The 17124-nt window shown below is 62.9% G+C and carries 14 protein-coding genes; 9 read left to right on the top strand and 5 right to left on the bottom strand.

All coding sequences use genetic code 11. The annotated features are described in order from the left end of the window. Positions 1-10 precede the first annotated feature (10 nt). The gene (locus GOB94_RS01715) at positions 11-241 is read right to left on the bottom strand and encodes a hypothetical protein (RefSeq protein WP_182277220.1); all 231 of its coding nucleotides are present in this window, start codon (positions 239-241) and stop codon (positions 11-13) included. 170 nt (positions 242-411) lie between these two features. Here GOB94_RS01715 and GOB94_RS01710 point away from each other — a divergent pair, with 170 nt between their 5' ends. From GOB94_RS01710 to GOB94_RS01700, 3 genes are all read left to right on the top strand, one after another. After that, the gene (locus tag GOB94_RS01710; RefSeq protein WP_182277219.1) at positions 412-2172 is read left to right on the top strand and encodes a long-chain fatty acid--CoA ligase; all 1761 of its coding nucleotides are present in this window, start codon (positions 412-414) and stop codon (positions 2170-2172) included. Positions 2173-2227: 55 nt separating this feature from the next. After that, a complete protein-coding gene (locus tag GOB94_RS01705) occupies positions 2228-3241 on the top strand; it encodes an MBL fold metallo-hydrolase (RefSeq protein ID WP_182277218.1) in 1014 nt (337 codons plus the stop codon). Positions 3242-3527: 286 nt separating this feature from the next. Beyond that, a complete protein-coding gene (locus GOB94_RS01700) occupies positions 3528-3743 on the top strand; it encodes a helix-turn-helix domain-containing protein (protein ID WP_182278366.1) in 216 nt (71 codons plus the stop codon). A gap of 15 nt (positions 3744-3758) precedes the next feature. Here GOB94_RS01700 and GOB94_RS01695 read toward each other — a convergent pair whose 3' ends face one another. Beyond that, positions 3759-4646: a metallophosphoesterase gene (locus GOB94_RS01695; RefSeq protein ID WP_182277217.1), complete on the bottom strand. Its 888-nt coding sequence runs from the start codon at positions 4644-4646 to the stop codon at positions 3759-3761. A 79-nt stretch (positions 4647-4725) separates the two neighbouring features. On the opposite strand from GOB94_RS01695, the gene GOB94_RS01690 reads away from it, so the two are divergent. From GOB94_RS01690 to GOB94_RS01665, 6 genes are read left to right on the top strand one after another with little or no spacing between them, the layout of a single operon-like run. Continuing rightward, positions 4726-5814 carry an aminopeptidase P family protein gene (locus GOB94_RS01690; RefSeq protein WP_182277216.1) on the top strand — a complete coding sequence of 363 codons (1089 nt, stop codon included), beginning with the start codon at positions 4726-4728 and terminating at the stop codon, positions 5812-5814. A gap of 34 nt (positions 5815-5848) precedes the next feature. Next, positions 5849-6358, top strand: coding sequence for an acetyl-CoA carboxylase biotin carboxyl carrier protein (gene accB, locus GOB94_RS01685; RefSeq protein WP_182277215.1), 510 nt, complete (start codon positions 5849-5851; stop codon positions 6356-6358). Between the two features lie 49 nt (positions 6359-6407). Beyond that, a complete protein-coding gene (gene accC / locus GOB94_RS01680; protein WP_182277214.1) occupies positions 6408-7778 on the top strand; it encodes an acetyl-CoA carboxylase biotin carboxylase subunit in 1371 nt (456 codons plus the stop codon). Between the two features lie 21 nt (positions 7779-7799). Continuing rightward, a complete protein-coding gene (thiE, locus tag GOB94_RS01675; RefSeq protein WP_255484153.1) occupies positions 7800-8441 on the top strand; it encodes a thiamine phosphate synthase in 642 nt (213 codons plus the stop codon). An 11-nt stretch (positions 8442-8452) separates the two neighbouring features. Then, positions 8453-9955 (top strand): amino acid permease, encoded by a 1503-nt coding sequence (locus GOB94_RS01670; protein WP_255484152.1) that lies wholly within the window; start codon positions 8453-8455, stop codon positions 9953-9955. Between the two features lie 3 nt (positions 9956-9958). Beyond that, positions 9959-11584 (top strand): amino acid permease, encoded by a 1626-nt coding sequence (locus tag GOB94_RS01665; protein WP_182277213.1) that lies wholly within the window; start codon positions 9959-9961, stop codon positions 11582-11584. On the opposite strand, the gene GOB94_RS01660 is transcribed toward GOB94_RS01665, so the two are convergent. The 3 genes from GOB94_RS01660 to GOB94_RS01650 form a co-directional block, all read right to left on the bottom strand. Beyond that, positions 11571-14579 (bottom strand): hypothetical protein, encoded by a 3009-nt coding sequence (locus tag GOB94_RS01660; RefSeq protein WP_255484151.1) that lies wholly within the window; start codon positions 14577-14579, stop codon positions 11571-11573. The two genes, GOB94_RS01665 and GOB94_RS01660, sit on opposite strands and share 14 nt — an antisense overlap. A gap of 140 nt (positions 14580-14719) precedes the next feature. Next, a complete protein-coding gene (locus GOB94_RS01655) occupies positions 14720-15505 on the bottom strand; it encodes an ABC transporter ATP-binding protein (protein ID WP_275943224.1) in 786 nt (261 codons plus the stop codon). Between the two features lie 43 nt (positions 15506-15548). Next, on the bottom strand, positions 15549-16967 hold the full coding sequence (locus GOB94_RS01650; RefSeq protein WP_182277211.1) for an efflux RND transporter periplasmic adaptor subunit: 1419 nt from the start codon (positions 16965-16967) through the stop codon (positions 15549-15551). Positions 16968-17124: the final 157 nt, after the last annotated feature.

Raw genomic sequence — 17124 nt, 5'->3', positions numbered from 1 at the left:
TACACCTTAGCTACGCCTGCGGGCGAGGGAACTCCTCAATGTGGATCTCTCCCTTACGGCTGAGGTACACAACCCGGCGCCCGGTGAGGTAGGCCCAGTAGCAGCCGGCGACCGTGAGGCCGCTGTCCATCAGCTTCCGCGCAAAGGCATGGGAGACGTAGTTGGAGATGAAGCAGAGCCAGAAGCCGGTGTGCTTCTTCAGGCCGCTGATCTCCGTGCCGGCTGCTCTTCGGTTGTCCATGAAAAGAAGATTATATGGAAACAGTTTCCTTAGAAACTATATTTCTCGATGAAGCGCTGGCCGGTCTACGTTGGCCTGTGCATCCAAGAGCAAAGCCCAGCAGGTAAGATGACTGCGGGCTGCTGACAGCCGTCCCTACGACGGCCAAACCCTTTTGGGAGAACGACTGGATGCTGGATTTTTCGACGATCAACGAGTTGTTCCTGTTTATGAGCCAGCGCGGCTCCACCACCGTGGCGCAGTGGAAGGACCACGGCGACTGGAAGCCCATCAGCTCGCAGGCAATGTACGGCCGCGTCCGCGCGGCAGTCGAGCTACTGCGCCGCTGGGGCATCCAGCGCGGCGACCGCGTCGCCCTCGTCAGCGAGAACCGCTGGGAGTGGCCGGTTGTCGACTTCGCCATTCTGGCCATCGGAGCGGTCAGCGTGCCGCTCTACCAGACGCTCACGCCTGAGCAGATGGGCTACATTCTGCGCGACTCCGGCTCGAAGGCCTTCATCCTCTCCGGCAAGCAGCAGTTCAAAAAACTCTGCGAGGCCGGTGAGGTCCCGACCCTCGAACACGTCTGCATCTTTGACGAAGGCGACTTCGGCAGCAACGTTGAGAGCTTCTCCGCAGCGCTCAAAGGCGCGGTCGGCCTGGAGAAACCCGACGCCAGCTTTGACGCGATGGTGCGCGAGACCAAGCCTGAAGAGCTGGCGACCATCGTCTACACCTCCGGTACCACCGGCGACCCCAAGGGCGTGGTGCTCACGCATAAGAACCTCGCCGACAACCTGCGCCACTCGACCGACGGTCTGTACATCGGTCCGAAGGACTCGTCGATCTCCTTCCTGCCGCTCAGCCACGCGCTCGCGCGTCACCTCGACTACGCCATTTATGGCAACGGCGGCCAGATCGCCTATCTGCCTAAGTTCGACGACCTAGTCGGCGCGATGAAGGCCGTCCGTCCGACCATCTTCCTCGCCGTGCCGCGCGTCTACGAGAAGATCCGGCAGGGAACTGAATCTAAGTCAACCGGCCTCAAGAAGAAGATCTTCCACTGGGCGCAGGGCGTGGGCAAGAGCCATAGCAAGGAGATCATGGCGGGCAAACAGCCCAGCTCGCCGCTCTGGAAGCTCGCCGACAAGCTTGTCTACTCCAAGCTGCGCGAGGCTTTCGGCGGCAACGCACGGCTCTTCGTCTCGGGCGGCGCGCCGCTTGGCATGGACTCATCGGTATGGTTCCTCGACCTCGGCATCCGCGTCTTTGAGGGCTACGGCCTCACCGAGACCTCGCCTGTGCTCTCGCGGAACACCTTCGATGGCTACCGCATTGGCACCGTCGGTGGCATCATCCCCAACATCGAGCTGCGCATCGCAGATGATGGAGAGATCGAAGTGAAGGGTACCTCTGTCTTCGCCGGCTACTGGCGCCGCGAGGAGGAGACGAAGAAGGAGTTCACTGCCGATGGCTGGTTCAAGACCGGCGACATCGGCAAGGTGGAAGATGGCTACCTCTCCATCACCGACCGCAAGAAGGAGCTGCTGAAGACCTCCGGCGGCAAGTACATCGCGCCGCAGCCGATCGAGGGCAAGCTCAAGGCCGATGGCCTAGTGAGCAACGCCGCTGTCGTCGGCGACATGAAGAAGTACGCCAGCGTGATCATCTCGCCGGACATCGCGGCGCTGGTGCGCTGGGCCGATCAGAACGGCGTCCCCGCAGGGGAGCGCGATGCTCTCGTGAAGAACCCCAAGGTGCAAAAGCAATACGAGAGCATCGTCAAGAAGGTGAACGCCGGCCTCGAGCAGCATGAGACGCTGAAGCGCGTCCTTGTCGTCCCTGAGGAGTGGAACATTGATAGCGGCGAGCTCACCCCCAGCATGAAGCTGAAGCGGCGCGTCATCCTCGAAAAGTACAAGGACGAGATCGCCGCCCTGTATCGTGAGTAATGCCCCACAACACCGAGTTGAAGAACTTCGAGGCCTTGCTGCATCCAATTCTGAAATGACACTTTTGCAGCGAGCGAAGAAGGCCGGTAAGGCCTATCTCAACCCCATGCCGACCACGGTGGGCGGCTTCAGCACCGTCTTCAAGGTGTTGCCTCAGTACGTCTTCAACCGCGAGGAGACCGAGCCAAAGCAGCCGCTCGGGCCGTTCCCAACCGATGTCAGCCTCTACGCGACACCTCCGGCCAGCGGCCTGCGCGTCACCTGGTTCGGGCACTCCTCGTCGCTGGTGGAGATCGACGGCGTCCGCATTCTTATCGACCCTGTCTGGGAACAGCGTGCCAGCCCATTCCGCTGGATGGGCCCCAAACGCTTCTTCGCTCCTACGCTGGCACTCGAAGCCATGCCGCCGCTTGACGCCGTCATCATCTCGCACGACCACTATGACCACCTCGGTGCTTCCACCGTCCGCCAGTTGGCGCGTCTGCAGCCGCAGGCCCGGTGGGTCACCTCACTCGGCGTAGGCCGTTGGCTGCGCGAGTTCGGTGTTGCTGCCGAGCGCATCACCGAGCTGGACTGGACCCAGAGCGCCGAGTTGGCCGGGCTCAAGATCACCGCGTGGCCCTCGCGACACTTCTCCGGCCGCGGCATCAGTGACCGCTTTACAACGCTCTGGAGCTCGTTTGTGCTTGAAGGTTTGCAGCACCGCATCTACTACGGCGCAGACTCCGGCCCGTGGGACGGCTTCGCCCAGATCGCCGCGCAATACCAGGGCGGCTTCGATCTCACCATGCTGGAGATCGGCGCATCCTCGCCCTTCTGGCCCGACATCCACCTGGGACCGGACAACGCCGTAAAAGCCTATCAGGCGATGGGTGCGACCGGCCTGCTGATGCCGGTTCACTGGGGGCTCTTCAGCCTGGCCCTGCACGGGTGGCGGCAGCCCATGGAGCGCATTTCCGAGCTGGCAAACGAACGAGGCGTGCGCCTCTGGTCACCTCGGCCAGGAGAGCCGACCGAGGTTATCGGCCAGGAAGCTCTGTGGTCTTCCTGGTGGCATCGCGAGAGGTAAGCTTATTCATCTCAGTGGTATCCCGATTTTCCTTACTGCGATGCTTGAGGTGTCGGTGACTCGCATGATTCGTAACTCCTTTTATAGTAACTACTTTGCAACCCTTAGCTGGGTAAGTTCTGCGCCGTCAATATGGTTCCCCTTCCGCTTGTAACCCTGTGGAAAATCCGGTACAACAGCAACTACCGGGAGAGAACCCCTAAGAACCCGGAAGACGGGTTCCACCCGAAGACAGGAGACGGCGATGCCAGCAGGTGCACAAGAACAAGTCGCGATTCGCGAGGTGATGGACATTCGCCAGGCAGCGGAGTACCTGGGCATCAGCGGGGACACGCTCTATCGCTACGCCTCCGAAGGTTTTGTGCCGGCCTTCAAGCTGGGCAACCGCTGGCGTTTTCGCAAGAGCCTGTTGGACAACTGGATGGACGAGAAGAGCGGTGTAGTGGCGCCGCCTGTCGCGGTCGATCCTGCGGTGAAGAAGCCGGTGGTACGCGCGCGTTAGGTGTGTTGCGGGGTGTCAAGCGCGCTGCAGCGTGATGTGCGTGATCTCCGAAGGGCAGTCGAAGCGCAGGGGTATGCCCACTGTGCCGATCCCTCGGTTGACATAGAGCTGGGTACGACCCAGCTGGTAGTGGCCCTCCACATACTTGCGCCCGCCGGGTGGCAGAATCAACGGCCCCAGATACGGCAGCCGCACCTGTCCACCATGGCTGTGGCCGGAGAGCATCAGGTCTACCTTCGAAAACTGCGGCATCTTCATCAGGTCGTCGGCGTAGTCCGGTTCGTGGCACATCAGCAGCACAGGGGCGCGTGGGTCGGGCGGGACTGTCGTCCGCAGGTCGGGAGTTGTCGTGGCATCGTCGGTGCCGCAGAGCCATATGCGGTCATAGCCGCGTTCAATCGCCACATAGCTGTCCACAAGAAACGGCGTCCCATGCTCACGCAGAGGCATGATGACATGCTCGGCGCCAACGGCGACGTCATGATTGCCCAGGATCGCATAGCGCTGCGGCGCCTTCAGTCCGGTCAGGATCTCCGCACAGAGCCCGGCGGCCCGCCACGATGTCTTCAGAGACAGCGGCCCGCGACTGACGAAGTCGCCTGTCAGCAGAACGAGATCTGGTTTCAGGGCGTTGGTCACTGCGACCACGCGCTCCAGGTACCAGGCCTCGGTGTACTCCTCCATGTGAATATCGCTCAGCTGCACGATCCGGTAGCCGACAAAGGCGTCCGGCAGGTTAGCGATGTCGAAGGTCCGCTCTGTGGTCTGGAGCTGGTGGCGTCCACGGGTGGAGGCAAAGCCTGCCAGCTCTGCTGCGGCTGCGCCCGCTCCCACCATGAAGCTGCGGCGAGTGATGGAAGCGCCGGGCTTGGGGGCGCTCTGCACGCCCGAACCGTAAGACATACTCCATGATAGCGAATAGCCAGCCGGCCTTTGCCGGAATGATGAAAACGCGCAGCTCAACTATAGGTAAAATAATCAGATGCAGCACGGACCAAGACGCAGACAGGCGATCGAGTCTGCACAAAAGGCGGGCGCACACGCTCTGCTGGCAACGCACGGGCCGGACGTCCGCTACCTCAGCGGATTCACTGGCTCCAGTGGCGCCGTCGCCCTCTTCGGCGGCCGGGCATGGCTGTTTACCGACGGCCGCTACACTACCCAGGCCCGCGCCGAAGCCAAGGGCCTCCGGGTCTTCATCGACAAGGGTTCACCCTCGGTACGCGCCGCCGCCTGGCTCGCCGCCCAAGGCGCAACCAGCTGCGCGTACGACGCCTCCCACACCACCGTCTCCGAGCTTGACGCCCTGCGCAAGGCCATCCCGGGCAAGCTGCGGCGCAGCTTCTTCGTCGCCGCCGACGGCCTCGTAGCCCGGCTCCGCGAGATCAAGGACATAGACGAGCTTGCCATCATGCGCCGCGCCGCCGCTCTGGGCTGTCGCCTGTTCGACGGCGTGCTGGAGCATATCGTCCCTGGCGCGACAGAGGTGCAGGTCGCCGCTAACCTCGAGTTCCAGGCGCGACTCGCCGGGGCTGAGGCCATGAGCTTTGAGACCATCGTCGCCAGCGGGGTGCGCTCGGCGCTGCCTCACGGCCACGCCACGAAGGCCAGGCTGCCCCGCCGCGGCTTCGTCACGCTCGATTTTGGTGTCGTTCTCGACGGTTATTGCTCCGACATGACTCGCACCGTGCACCTCGGCAAGGCGGGCCCGCAGGAGTGGGACGTGTATCATTCGGTGCTGGAAGCCCAGCAGGCGGCCGTAGCAGCCGTGCGGCCAGGTATCACCTGCGGGGATGTCGATGAGGCCGCGCGTTCAGTGCTGCGAAAGGCAAAGCTGGAGAAGGCCTTCAGCCACTCCACCGGCCACGGCGTCGGGCTGGAGATCCACGAAGGTCCGCGCGTCGCCGCAAAGCAGCAGCAGGTCCTGGAGCCCGGCATGGTCATCACCATTGAGCCCGGGGCCTACCTGCCCGGCAAGTTTGGAGTGCGCATCGAAGATATGGTGCGCGTAACGCAACGGGGTGGCGAGGTGTTGACCGCAGCCAGCCCCAAGGTTTGGATTGAGCTATAGCAATCAGCACGATAGTTTTGAGGAGTTTTGACCGATGGATGGGAATGATCTGAAAGAGTTGCGCGAGCTGGTGGAGTTTTTGAAGGCCAGCGGCATCGCCGAGTTTGAGATGGAGCGGCCGGACCTGAAGGTGGGGCTCAAGTTCCAGGGCGCCGCTGCCCCTGCCTCGTCCGGTGTGGACGCGGGCCAGCTAGCAGCGCTCCTCGCAGCCTCGCGCGGCGCGGGCCCGGCTCCTGCTGCACCCGTAGCGATTGCCGCCTCCGCGGCTCCGGCGGATGAGCCTGCCAAGGCCCCCAGCGAAGAAGACGGCGCACACATCGTCAAGTCGCCCATCGTCGGCACCTTCTACGCCGCGCCCTCGCCCGACGCACCGGCCTTCGTCGCCGTTGGCGATACCGTCTCCGTCGGCAAGGTCCTCTGCATCATCGAGGCCATGAAGCTGATGAACGAGATCGAGAGCGACGCCGCCGGCAAGATCGTCAAGATCTTCGTCCAGCCCGGCCAGCCGGTCGAGTACGGCCAGCCGCTGTTCGCGATCAAGTAAAGAAAACAAGCAAAGTCATTTTTTTGCACGAAGAGATCAAAGGTGTCTGATGTTTCGTAAAGTTCTAATCGCCAATCGCGGAGAGATCGCGCTGCGCGTCATCAATGCGTGCAAGGAGATGGGCATCCGCACCGTCGCGGTCTACTCCGAAGCCGACCGCAACAGCTTGCACGTCAAGTTCGCCGATGAGGCCATCTGCATTGGGCCGCCGCCCTCCAAGGACAGCTACCTCAACGTCCCCGCCGTGATCTCCGCCGCGGAGATCGCCGGCGCCGACGCCGTTCACCCTGGCTACGGCCTCCTCAGCGAGAACGCCAACTTCGCAGAGGTCTGCCGCGCCAGCAACATCAAGTTCATCGGCCCGCGTCCCGAGGTCACCCGCATGATGGGCGAGAAGTCCACCGCGCGCCAGACGATGAAGGACGCCAAGGTGCCCATCCTCCCGGGCTCCGACGGCGTGCTGAAGGACGAGCAGGAAGCGCTCGCAACCGCCGCTAAGATTAAGTACCCGGTCATCCTCAAGGCTGTCGCCGGCGGTGGCGGCCGCGGCATGCGTATCGTGCGCACCAAGGAGGAGTTGCCCAATCTCTTCCAGCAGGCCTCCACTGAAGCGCTCAACGCCTTCTCCAACGGCGAGCTCTATATGGAGAAGTTCATCGAGCGCCCGCGCCACATCGAGTTTCAGGTCCTCGCCGACGAGCATGGCAACGTCATGTCCCTCGGCGAGCGCGAGTGTTCCATCCAGCGCCGCCACCAGAAGCTCATCGAAGAGGCCCCCAGTCTCCAGATCACGCCCAAGCAGCGCGAGGAGATGGCGAAGGTCATCAAGCGCTCGCTCAAGGACATCGGCTACTGGAACGCCGGCACCATCGAGTTCCTGATGGACGAGGACGGCCAGATCTACTTCATCGAGATGAACACCCGCATCCAGGTCGAGCACTGCGTCACCGAGATGGTCACCGGCGTCGACCTTGTGAAGGCGCAGCTCCGCATCGCCGCGGGCGAAAAGCTCAGCAATATCGTCCCCGAAGTCCCGAAGATCAACGGCCACGCCATCGAGTGCCGCATCAACGCCGAGCACCCCGAAAAGTTCACGCCTAGCCCTGGCAAGATCACCGTCTACAACCTGCCCGGCGGCAACGGCGTCCGCGTCGACACCGCACAGTACGCCGAGGGCGTTGTGCCGCAGTACTATGACTCGCTGATCGCGAAGCTCATCTGCCACGGCAAGGACCGCGTCGAGGCCATGGACAAGATGCAGCGTGCATTGAGCCAGTTTGTGGTGCAGGGCATCCACACCACCATCCCGCTGCACCAGCGCATCTTCGCCGACGAAGAGTTCCGCTCCGGCAACTTCGATACGAAGTTCATGGAGCGCTTCCTCGAGCGCGAGAAGCTGGCGAAGCAGCTAGCTGTTTAGCCTTCGCCGCTCAGGACAACCGTGCTTTCACTGCCCAGGCTCTACGCTATCGCCGACCGCGCCACGCTCGATGCGCGCAGCATAGCTGTCGCTGATTTCGCGGCGGCACTTGTGTCTGCCTGCGTCGGCCTCGTGCAGTACCGCGACAAGGTCAATCCACCGCAGCAAATCCTGGCCGCTGCCGCCGAGATCACATCAGCCTTCGCCAGCCGCGACTGCCTGCTTGTGATGAACGACCGCGCAGACCTCGCAGCCCTCGCCGGCTGGTCAGCCGTCCACGTCGGTCAGGGAGACCTCTTCGTCGCCGACGCACAACAAGTTCTTAGCCGCAACATCGGCCAGCAGGGAATCGTCGGCCTTTCCACGCACACGGACGAGCAGGTCCTCGCGGCCGACCAGACCGACGCAGCCTACATCGCCATCGGCCCGGTCTTTTCTACAACTACGAAACCCGACGCTGAACAACCAGTCGGACTCGAAGGCGTCCGCCGTGCCCGCTCTCTCACCAGCAAACCGCTCGTTGCCATCGGCGGCATCACTCGCTACAACGCCAGCAGCGTCCTCGACGCCGGCGCAGACTCCGTTGCCGTCATCAGCGGCCTCTTTGCGCCTGGGCAAACGCTCGCCGAGTCCGTGGAAGACTTTCTCGCGTGTTTGCGATAGGGTTTGGAGAAGTGACTCCATCGGCTCCCACTCAGGGTTCAACGACAGAAACCAGCGCGCCGCACTTTGTGCGCGGCCTCGGTCTGTTTTCGGCCACGGCCATCGTCATGGGCTCCATGATCGGCTCGGGCATCTTCATCGTCCCGGCGGACATGAGCCGCACGCTCGGCTCGCCCGCACTGCTGGTCGCCGCGTGGATCGTCACCGCGCTCATGACCATCATCGGCGCGCTCAGCTATGGCGAGCTCGCCGCCATGATGCCCAAGGCCGGCGGCCAATACGTCTACCTGCGCGAATCGCTCGGTCCCATCTGGGGCTTTCTTTATGGCTGGACGCTCTTCACCGTCATCCAGACCGGCACCATCGCCGCCGTGGGCGTGGCCTTCGGCAAGTTCCTCGGCGTCTTCTTTCCGTCGGTCAGCCAGACCCACTGGATCATCCACGTCGGCAGCGGGAACGTCGGCCTCAGCACTGCGAACCTCGCGGCCATCGCGATCATCGTTCTGCTCACCTTCACCAACACCCGCGGTATCAAGACCGGCGCGGCGATCCAGAACGTCTTCACCAGCACGAAGGTGCTCTCGCTGCTCGCGGTCATCGCTGTAGGCCTCTTCGCCAAGAATGCCATCGCCGTCGCCACCAACTTCGGCCCTCACTGGCACGTCTTCTGGGCGAGCGCGAACCTCACCACGACGCATCCCATCCAGATCGGCTCCTTCCTCGGCCTTGGCGGCGGAGCGGCCCTTGTCAGTGGCCTCACAGCCATCGCCATCGTGCAGGTAGGGTCGCTCTTCAGCTCGGACGCCTGGAACAACGTTACCTTCACTGCCGGCGAGATCCAGGACCCTAAGCGCAACCTGCCGCTCTCGCTCGCCATCGGCACGGGAGTCGTGCTGCTGCTCTACATCGGCTGCAACTTTGTCTACCTTAGCGTGCTGCCGATATCCGCGATCCAGACCGTACCGCAGGACCGCGTCGCCACCGCTGTCATGCAGGCGGCCTTCGGCGGCATCGGCGCCAAGCTCATGGCCGCAGCGATCCTCGTCAGCACCTTCGGCTGCGTCAACGGCATGCTACTCGCCGGCGCGCGTGTCTACTACGCCATGAGCCACGACGGCCTCTTCTTCAAGAGCACCGGCGTCCTCGACGCCAAGACCGGCGTGCCAAAAAACTCGCTCTGGATGCAGTGCGCCTGGGCTTGCCTGCTCTGCCTCAGCGGCCAGTACGGCAACCTGCTGGACTACGTTATCTTCGCCGTGCTGGTCTTCTACATCCTCACCATCGGCGGCCTCTTCGTCTTGCGCCGCACCCAGCCGGACACGCCGAGGCCCTACAAAGCCTTCGGGTACCCGGTGCTGCCCGCGCTGTATATCGTCATGGCAACGTGGATTTGTGGTGTACTGTTGCGATACAAGCCTCAATACACGTGGCCGGGGCTGCTGCTCGTTTTGCTCGGCGTTCCGGTGTACTGGGTCTGGCAGACTGCACGGAAAAGAAACAGGGAGTTTGAATAACGGATGGCGAATCTTTTTGCGAAGAAGTCGATGAATGTGCTGATGGCCGAGGCCTCGGCCACGGGTGAAAACACACTCAAACGAACGCTCGGGCCCTTTCAGCTGACGGCACTCGGTGTCGGTGCTGTCATCGGAGCGGGCATCTTTGTCCTGGCCGGCCTTGGAGCGCACTACGCAGGCCCGGGCCTGATGCTCTCCTTCGTGCTCAGCGGCCTCGGCTGTGCCTTCGCCGGCCTCTGCTACGCCGAGTTCGCCGCGATGATCCCCCTCGCCGGCTCCGCCTACACCTATGCCTACGCCACACTCGGCGAACTCATCGCCTGGATCATCGGCTGGGACCTCACGCTGGAGTACGCCATGGGCGCCAGCACCGTCAGCTCCGGCTGGTCCAACTATTTCGTCGAAGTCCTCGAAATCTTCCACATCCACTTTCCGCTCTGGCTGGCTTACGACCACTGGACCGCGCTCGGCGTCGCGCTCGACAACGTCTGCCGCCAGATCATGGCCTCCAACTACGCCAGCTACGTGCCGGGCACGCAGGACTATATCGCCAAGCTCGGCGCGCTCAAGGACGCGCCTACTGCCGACATGATGGCCCGCGCCCACGTCTTCCTCGCCGCGCCCGTCCTCTTCGGCCACGAGATCGGCTTCAATCTCCCGGCCTTCCTCATCGCTCTCGTCGTCACCAGTATCCTCGCCATCGGTATTCAGGAGTCGGCCAAGTTCAACACTGCCATCGTGGCCGTCAAGGTCGCTGTAGTGCTCTTTGTACTGGTTCTCGGCTCGCGTTACGTGCACGTTGCCAACTGGGGCAGCAGCTGGCACACATTCGCTCCCATGGGCTTTGCGGGCATCGGCGCAGGTGCGGCGTACATTTTCTTCGCCTACATCGGCTTCGACGCCGTCTCCACCACCGCGCAGGAGGCTAAGAACCCGCAGCGCGATCTTCCTATCGGCATCATTGTCTCGCTGGCTGTCTGCACGCTGCTTTACATCGGAGTCGCCGCTGTACTCACCGGCATGGTGCCCTGGCAGCAGGTCAGCATTGAGGCTCCCATCGCGCGTGCATTCCTTGACCGCGGCCTGCCCTGGGCCAGCAACATCATCACTGCGGGCGCGCTCGCCGGTCTCACCAGTGTCATGCTCGTCATGCTCCTCGGCCAGACCCGAGTTCTCTACGCCATGGCGAACGACGGCCTGCTGCCCAAGAAATTCTTCGCCGAGGTGCATCCGAAGTTCCGCACACCGTTCAAGAACACCTTCCTTGTCGGCACGATTGCCGCCATCGTCGGCGCGCTCACGCCCATCGACGACATCGGCAAGATGGTCAACATCGGCACGCTGCTGGCCTTCGTCATCGTCTGCATCTCCATCATGGTGTTGCGCCACACCGACCCTAACAAGGAGCGCCCCTTCCGCACGCCCTGGGTGCCGCTGGTGCCTGTGCTCGGCATCCTCTTCAACGGCTACATGATGATCAAGCTTGGGTGGCTCAACTGGGCGCGGCTCATCATCTGGCTCATCATCGGCCTCGTGGTCTACTTCACCTACGGGCAGAAGCACAGCCGTGTGCAACTGCACGAGCTGCCTGGCGAGCTCGATGCAGGTGACACACCTATTGCGGAGTAGCAGGCGGTGCAGTTGAAGGCGTTTTAGAGGGGCCCGGCTTCGTCGCCGGGCTCTTCTGCGTTGCGCCTGTCCCTGTCGTCGACGGAGTCGTTACCGGGCTGTTCGGAGAGGCCGGCGTCCCCGCCGCGGGAGCTGTCGTTCCACCATCTGCAGGAGCTGTCGGTGTCGCAGTAGAGCCCGAGCCCTCCGCCGCAGCCTCCTTCGAGCTATGCGACGACCTCGCTCCCCCATGGTGTACATGCGCCGTCACCGGTGGCGGCGGTGCAGGGAAGACCGCCGAGTCGATCGCCTCTGGGTCGTCCCTCAGCTGCAGGAACACCGTGTACGCCGATGCGTGCGGCACCGTTAGCGTTGTCCCGGTAAACCCGTCTGGGACCGCCGTGGGGCTCTCAAACGCCGGGTCGTTCGATACCGCCTGCACCAGGAACAGATCGCTGCCCGTCAGCGTACAAGGTTGCGTCACCTCCGCCGGACATTGCAGCTGGGTCAGCTTGGGCAGCCGCACCAGCGTCGCCAGCGGCACCCAGTCGCTCACGCTCGCCGTATCGTTCGTGGTTGTCTTCAGCGTGCCGTCCGGATTGCGCTCCGCAGCGGGGTGTGCGGCTGCATCCATCGCACCCTGCGACAGGTCTTCCGTCAGCCGCGCCGCAATCTCGCCGTTCTGAGTAGGAACACCTGGCCGCGTTGTAATCGGTTTTTCCATCCCCGAGGGATAGATCGCGCGCAGGTGCAGCGCGCCAAACGCGCTCGGTCCAAACGAACGCAGCGGGTCGAGGGTCGCCACTACCGTGTGTGGATCCTGCAGCAGCAGGCCGCCCGAGGGCGCCAGCGTCAGCACCGTTCGCAGTGTCCCATCCAGCGTGTCGATCTCAATCTCCCCATTGCGCGGAAACGGGCTCTGGCTCTTCAGCGTAAACGTCAGCTGCGAGCTCAATGGCAGGTCATCCGGGTTCGTCAGTTGAACGATCGACTTGTCTGGCGTCGCCGTCTTCGACAGCAGGCTCACCGAGGGCCGCGGCGCGGAGACTGTCACCGGCACCGTCAGCACGCGCCCATCGCGCAGGCTCAGACTCGCCATCAGCTTCTCTCCCTGGTGTGTTGAAGGCGGCGGGGTGTTCTGCCCCAGCGTCAGCTCCAGAAAATCCACATCGGTAAGCCCGCTGCTTGTCGGCGCGAAGGACAAGTCGCCCAGCGTCAGCTGGCTGATCTCGTTCAGGTGCGTCCCGGTCAACTCAACCAAACGATCTCCCGCATGCAGCTCCACGGACGTCACCGTCGCCGGCTCCGCAAAGGTGCGTGCCGCTACCTCGTCCGGCTTCGGCTGGTCATACTGCTGGATGCTCAGGTTCAGGTCGCCCGGAGTAATGTTCTGATCCACCGGCACGGCCAGTGACAGCACATCCGACAGCGGAGCCGATGGGTCAATCGGTGGCTGCGTTGCAGAGTCCGTGTCCGGCGGACGCGTCAGCGGCTCGGCCTTGAACGGGATGCGGATGTTCGCCTTCGTCCCATTCGGCCGCGCCGTGATCGTATGTACACAGGCCGTGCCGGTCGAGGCCAGCAGCAGCTCGGTCTTCTTGCCTGCAATCAGATCTCCACTTCCGCCCCGCGTCACAATGTGCCAGCCGCTGCCTGGCAGCTGCTGCAGCGGCAGCGTCGGCCCGCTGAAGCGGTCAAATCCCCACATTCCCTGCACGGTCCCCGTCAACAATACCGGCTCCGGCTCGGTCGGCTTCTTCGCCGGCGCAGCAGCGTTGCCACCGCGCTGCGCATCCAAGGGCCGCGGCCCCGGCGGTGTATCCGTCAGGGGGACGTGATGTTTCGGCAGTTGTTGCAACACCAGCCCTCCGTAATAAGCATCCGGAGTCAGCGGGATATCCGCCTCCACGGGAGCACCTGGCGGCGTGTTCAGATGCAGCACCATGTTGTGCGCAAAGTCAGCCGAGAACACCAGCGGCGCCCCCTCCACCGGCAGCGTCACCGACGGTTGAATCATGCACGCGACATGGTTCGGGTCGGCCGTCCGCAGCGGGGGCAGCACCGCTGCGCGCACCGCGGGCAGCGCAATCACCAGCACCGACTTCGGATTATGAAAAGACGGCGGGGTATTCAACCGCAGGTTCATCTGCTCCGCCTGCGGAAAGCTGATCGCCGGAATGTACTGGTACTGCGCCGTGTGCAGATTGCCCATGATGCGCACCACGTCCACAATTGCGCCCACATACGCCGAGTACAAACCGCCACCTGCCGCCTGCGTGAAGCTCGCCTGTGCAATCAGGTCCGACGCCGGTCCATTCAGCGTGTCGCTGATCGTCTGCCCATGCCCATCGTCCAGCACAATCTGCGATCCCGACTGCGTCAGGCACGTGAACTGTGTGTCCACCGACCGCTTGAAGCAATCGGCGTTGGGCTTCAGCGCCAGCGTCCGCGCCAGCAGGTCGGAGTGCTTCTGCAGCTCCGCCGGGTCGGCTGGCGGTACACGCCGAATGTCGGCGATATAGCGCTCTATCCGCGCCTCCTCAAAGCCGGCTTCGAGCAGGTCCTGCGAGGCTCGGACGAACGCTCCAGGTCGTCCCTGTACGGCAGACCGCAGCGTCGAAAAATCGCCTCCCGTTTCGGGGGCCAGAAACATCACCGCCTGCTGCGCCTCCTGTGGCACCGTGATGAACATGCCTTCTTCGCGCACGCTCTTCTGCCATGTCTCGATGCGCGTGAACCACTCCGGGGGCGGAGGATTGGTCGTTCCGCGTAGAAACACCACAATCAGCAGGTATTTCACCGATTGGGTCGGCGGCAGGTCAGGATGGATCCATAGCCGGTCTCCCGGCTGCAGGTTGGGCACTGCGGCAATCGGCAGCGTCACCCCGCTGCGGGTCACGCGGACATCGATCTTCGGCCCCACCAGGTCAAAGCGCGCATCTGCGGACGCACGTTGGCAAACGAGGAAAAGAAGCAGTGAAGCAGTCAGAAGCAAAGAGGCTCGTCGTTTCGCCATGCCTCTAGTTTAGATGCGTGTTCCGGCAGAATGTTGTGGCGCAGCGTGTCAATAGGTTGCGCTTCCAGATGCGGATGTCGCGATCTATCAATGTCTTACTCACAAAATGAGCGAAGCGGACAATCCCAGCGTCGATCTCGTTACTGTTGGCTATGCCGCATCCGGTTGCTCGGCCCATCGGACTCCACCGAGCCGTCGCGGATCGAGATGATGCGGTGTGCGAACTCCGCGATGTCCGGCTCATGCGTCACCAGGATGATCGTGTTGCCGCGCGCCTGCAACTCGTCGAACAGCGCCATAATCTCCACCGACGTCTTCGAATCCAGGTTGCCCGTGGGCTCGTCGGCCAGAATGATCGACGGGTTGTTCACCAGCGCCCGCGCAATCGCCACACGCTGCCGCTGGCCGCCAGAGAGTTCATTCGGCTTGTGCATCATGCGGCTGCCCAGGTTCACGCTCTCCAGCACATGCTTCGCCCGTTCGATCCGCGCCGCTGCCGGCGTGCCGTTGTAGATCAGCGGCAGTTCCACGTTGTGCAGCGCAGTCGCGCGCGCCAGCAGGTTGAACGTCTGGAAGACGAACCCGATCTCCTTGTTGCGGATGCGCGCCAGTTCATCGTCGTTCAGGCTCGAAACATCGTGCCCGTTCAACCAGTACTGGCCCTCGCTCGGCGAGTCCAGGCAGCCCAGCAGGTTCATCAGCGTCGACTTGCCCGAGCCTGACGGCCCCATGATCGCCACGTACTCGTTATGACGGATGCGGATGTCCACGCCCCGCAGCGCATGCACTAGCTGGTCGCCCATCTCGTAGGTCTTCCACAGGTTGTTCGTCACGATCACATCGCCGTCATGCGGGCCGTCGGCGTTGCTGCCTGTGCGGTGCTCAGTATGGTCGGGAACGGTTGGGTCGAGAGTGTCGAGGGCCATGGATACCTCCAAAGGTGCAGTGCCAAGCAGCAGGGAACTGAAATTAGCTGGTGCTGTCGTCAACAATCGGTGCGGCAATACTGTTGTCACGCTTCACAGCCAGACCGCTCTTCAGAATACGAAGCGTCTTATACCGGCCCGTCACAAGCTCATCGCCGGGCTTCAATCCGGAGAGCACCTGGATGTCCGTCGTGCCGGTTACGCCGGTCGTCACAGGCACAAACTTCACCCGCAGGCGGTTCTTCTCGTCCACCAGCAGATACACGCCCTGCACCAGCGGAACAGCCTTACCTGGGTCGGTCGGTGCTGCTGTCGGGGAAACCTTGCCGTTGTTCTTGAACAGCTCCGCCTCCTTTGCCGCGTCCCGCTCCACGAGTGCTTGGATGGGGATTGTCAGCGTATCCGGCTTGTGCGCCGTCGTGATCTTCGCCGTGCAGGAGAGGCCCGGCCGCAGCTGGTCAGGGATCTGCGTCCCATTGTCCCTGATGCCGTCCAGCGTTACCACTACCTTGAAGTCCTTCGCCTCTTCGGTGCCAGTCGTTGAGGTCGAGGTCGCCTGTCCGGTCGTGCGCAGCAGCGCCTGGTCGCCTACCTCGGTTACATGTCCTTTGAAGACCCTGCCCGGCAGAGCGTCCACCGTCACATCGGCAGGCTGCCCCAGCGCCACGTTCACGATGTCGGTCTCATCCACCTTCACCTCGGCCGTAATCACGCTCATATCGGCCAGCGTCATCAGTGTGGAGCCCTCCGCGTTCTGGATGCCCACAACCACTGTCTCGCCCTCGCGCACCGGCACGTTCGTCACCAGTCCATCGAACGGCGCGCGGCTGACCGTCTTGTCCAACGAGTCGTAGTTCGCCCGCTGACTGGCCACGGCCTGGTCCATATGCCCGCGAGCGGATGCTGTCTGCGCCAGTGCCTGCGCCACTGCCGCATTGCGCTGCTGCAGCGTCGCCTCGGACATGTTGTAGGCCGCCACCTTCGCGTCATAGTCCTGTTTGGCGATCAACTGGTCCTGGTACAACTCCTTGGCGCGCGTGTAGTCCAGTTGCTTCTGCTGCAGGTCCGCCTTGGCCTCGGACACGTTCGCTACCGCGGTCTTCTCCGCCGCAATGTACGAGTTGATGTCTGTCTCCGACGCCTGGATCGCCGCCTTCTGTGCCGACACCGTCGCCTCCGGCTGCACGCTCTCCACCTTGGCCAGGATGTCGCCGGCCTTCACGTGGTCGCCTTCCTTCACATACAGGTGCGTGATCCGCCCAAACGCAGTCGCGCCGACGTTCACAAACGTCTTCGGACGGATCTGCCCGGTGCCGCTCACATTCGCGTCGAGGTCCTCGCGCACAGCCTTCGCCGTCGTCACCGCCAGCACATTCGACCGGCTATGCAGCCACGTTCCGACGACCAGGCCGACGATCGCGACCAGACCCAGGACTAAAAAGAGGATTTTCTTTCCGTTCATCAGAAGCAATGCTTTCCGGTTGAGCTCAATTTTGGATATCGCGAGCGGCCCGATTATCGCTAATTACGCTGGCGAACCGGGTTTGGTTCCACGGCTTTAACTGCCTCTGAAGGGTATGACGTATTTACGGGCGGAACGTCGGACCAATACGACCATG

This window comes from Granulicella sp. 5B5, assembly GCF_014083945.1.
In the GTDB taxonomy this organism is placed as follows: domain Bacteria; phylum Acidobacteriota; class Terriglobia; order Terriglobales; family Acidobacteriaceae; genus Granulicella.
Note: the sequence above shows the minus strand (reverse complement) of the source record. Positions and strands in the feature narration are given on the sequence as shown.